The following is a 2,751-nucleotide window of genomic DNA, read 5'->3' as shown; positions in this document are numbered from 1 at the left end:
CCTCGGCGGTGTGGTTGTAGACCACGTCGAGGATGACTTCGAGGCCGGCCGCGTGCATCGCCTTGACCATGGCCTTGAACTCGTTGACCTGCTGGCCGCGCGAGCCGAGAGCGGCGTAGGCGTTGTGCGGGGCGAAGAAGCCGATGGTGTTGTAGCCCCAGTAGTTGGACAGCCCCCGGTCGCGCAGCACACCGTCCTGCGCGAACTGGTGGACCGGCATCAGCTCGACCGCGGTGACGCCGAGCGAGGTCAGATGCTCGGTGACCGCGGGGTGCGCCAGCCCGGCGTAGGTGCCGCGCAGCCGCTCGGGCACGTCCGGGTGGGTCCGGGTCAGGCCGCGCACATGGGTCTCGTAGATGACGGACTCGGAGTAGGGGTGCCCCGGCGGGCGGTCGTCGCCCCAGTCGAAGTAGGGGTCGGTGACCACGCCCAGCATCGAGTGCCCGGCGCTGTCGGCGGGTGCCGGGCCGTGCGGGTCGCGCTCGTACAGCGAGGGGTCGTTGTCCATCTGGCCGTCGACGGCCCGGGCGTAGGGGTCCAGCAGCAGCTTGGCCGGGTTGCAGCGGTGGCCGAGGGAGGGCTGCCAGGGACCGTGCACCCGGTACCCGTACCGCTGGCCCGGCCCGACCTCCGGCAGATACCCGTGCCACACGGACCCGTCGACCTCGTGGAGGGGTACGGGCGTCTCGGCGCCCGCGTCGTCGACGAGGACCAGTTCCACGCGCTCGGCGACCTCGCTGAACAGCGCGAAGTTGGTGCCCTGGCCGTCGTAGGAGGCGCCCAACGGATAGGGGTGCCCGCTCCACACGGGCACCCCCTTCCGGGACTTCCTGGCCGTCACCGGGCGCCCGCCAGAGCGCCGGCGGGCACCTCGGCGACCCCTTCGGGCACCGGGGCCGCGCGGGGCACGCGCAGCATCCGGCCGATGTGCGGCGAGGGAGCGGTCGGGACCAGCGGGACCCGCTGGTCGGCACGGGCACGCTGCGAGAACCAGATGATCCTGGCCCCGGTCTCGGTGGCGCAGCAGCCCCACCCGTCGCTCATCGCGGCGATGTCCGCGAGGCAGGCGCGCAGACCCTCGTCCGGGCCGAGGTCGCGGTCGCCGCCGCCGATGGCGGTGATGAGGTGCTGGCCGTTCCACCACATCTCGATCGAGGTGGTGGTGTCCGGGGCGTGCTGGTCGATGGCGCGCAGCAGAATCTCGGTGCCGCGGCGGACGGGGTCCACGAGATTGTCGAGGTCCCAGTGACTGAGGTGGGCGGCCAGGATGCGGCTGACCTGTCCCACCCGTTCCGGGCTGACTTCCACGTCGAGGTGGTAGTAGCGAGGCACTGCGGTCTCCATTGTCGCTTGCTCCTCACCGGCGAAGCTCCTGCTCCACGGCCGTCCGGCGGGATCACCGGACACTCAGCGTGAATGCCAGTCGCTTCTGAGTCATCATCCACACTGCGGCTGCTACGCCATTCGTGCAACACGAGCACCACGGACGGCGAGGTTGTTGAAGATCCAACAGGACGGAGTGTGTTTACACGTGCACCATGAGTGAAAGCCCTCGATCGCCGTAACGGTTCCGCGCCCTTCCGTGCTCGGACACCACCCGACCGTCGGGAACGCGACGTCGAGAGCCGTGGAAGGTGAAGGGGACCATGCTGCTACCCGCCAAGGCCGAAGTGGCCCGGCAGTTGCGGCGTTACCGGGCGTGGGAGCGCGTGATGCTCGCCTCGCCCCACGACCGCACGGTCCGGAGCACCTTCGAGGACTCGGGCTACACGTTGTGCGTGTTGATGGGAAAACGCTGCGCCAGGGAGGCGGCGGACGCCGCGGAGCGGTATCTGCGCTCCACCCCGCCCGGCCGGCTGAGCGAGCAGGACGGGCGGCCGCGGCCCGGACGGGCGGCGCGACGCGCGCAGTCCCCGGAGCGGCGATCCACGGCGCCAAGCCCCTGACCTGGCACCGTACATGGCGTTCCCTTTACGGGACGGCACCTGCCGGCCCGTATCCAGGACCGCGAAGCCGGGCCCCGTGTGCCCGGCTTCGCGCACGGCGGAGGTGAGATCCATGCGCAGGACCCCGGCCATCGGCCGCGTACCGGTACGTGATGTCCGGCCGGCCGTGGAGTGCGGCAGGCGCCCGGCGAAGGCGGTGGCCGGGGAGACGTTCCAGGTGACCGCGACCGTGTTCCGCGAGGGACATGACGCGGTGGGCGCCAATGTGGTCCTGCGCGGTCCCAAGGGCCGGCGCGGTCCGTGGACCCCGATGCGCGAGCTGTCCCCCGGCAGCGACGTGTGGGGCGCGGACATCACCCCGGACGCCACCGGCCACTGGACCTACCGCGTGGAGGCATGGTCCGATCCGATCGCCACCTGGCGGCACGCGGCCGGCATCAAGATCCCGGCCGGGATCGACACCGGCCTGGTGCTGGAGGAGGGCGCCGAGCTCTACGAGCGCGCGGCCGCCGGAGCGCCCAGGGGCCCGGAGCGCGACCTCGTCCTGGCCGCCGCCCACGCCCTGGGCGACGACACCCTCTCGGTGAACCACCGTCTGAAGGACGCCCTGGGCCCGGAGGTGGCGGCGGTCCTCGCCCAGTACCCCCTGCGGGAGCTGGTGACTGCCTCGGACCCGATGCCGCTGCTGGTGGAGCGCGAACGCGCCCTCTACGGCTCCTGGTACGAGTTCTTCCCCCGCTCCGAGGGCACGGTCGAGCAGCCCCATGGCACGTTCCGGACGGCGGAGAAGCGTCTTGAGGCCATC

General features: G+C 71.6%; 4 protein-coding genes. 2 read left to right on the top strand and 2 right to left on the bottom strand.

Features of this window, described 5'->3' with window-relative positions:
• Both GT030_RS10120 and GT030_RS10115 read right to left on the bottom strand, forming a co-directional pair.
• The coding region (locus GT030_RS10120) for an alpha-amylase family glycosyl hydrolase (RefSeq protein WP_346009606.1) at positions 1–841 on the bottom strand (841 nt) is incomplete at its 3' end.
• Entirely contained in the window at positions 838–1,344 is a 507-nt protein-coding gene (locus tag GT030_RS10115) for a pep a2 (protein ID WP_161200811.1), read from the bottom strand. The genes GT030_RS10115 and GT030_RS10120, both read right to left, overlap by 4 nt.
• 302 nt (positions 1,345–1,646) lie before the next feature.
• Between GT030_RS10115 and GT030_RS10110 the strand changes: the two genes are divergently transcribed.
• The gene (locus tag GT030_RS10110; protein WP_161200810.1) at positions 1,647–1,946 is read left to right on the top strand and encodes a DUF5133 domain-containing protein; all 300 of its coding nucleotides are present in this window, start codon (positions 1,647–1,649) and stop codon (positions 1,944–1,946) included.
• A 112-nt stretch (positions 1,947–2,058) separates the two neighbouring features.
• On the top strand, positions 2,059–2,751 hold a 693-nt coding region (locus tag GT030_RS10105), incomplete at its 3' end, for a maltotransferase domain-containing protein (RefSeq protein WP_161200809.1).

This window comes from Streptomyces sp. SID1328 (genome assembly GCF_009865595.1).
Lineage (GTDB): Bacteria > Actinomycetota > Actinomycetes > Streptomycetales > Streptomycetaceae > Streptomyces > Streptomyces griseoluteus.
The sequence above is the reverse complement of the archived record's forward strand: the minus strand, read 5'-3'. Positions and strand labels throughout refer to the sequence as shown.

What these genes read in the sequence shown, in the direction of transcription:
- GT030_RS10115 (WP_161200811.1), bottom strand. Translation starts at nt 1,344, where the DNA reads ATGGAGACCGCAGTGCCTCGCTACTACCACCTCGACGTGGAAGTCAGC.
- GT030_RS10110 (WP_161200810.1), top strand. Translation starts at nt 1,647, where the DNA reads ATGCTGCTACCCGCCAAGGCCGAAGTGGCCCGGCAGTTGCGGCGTTAC.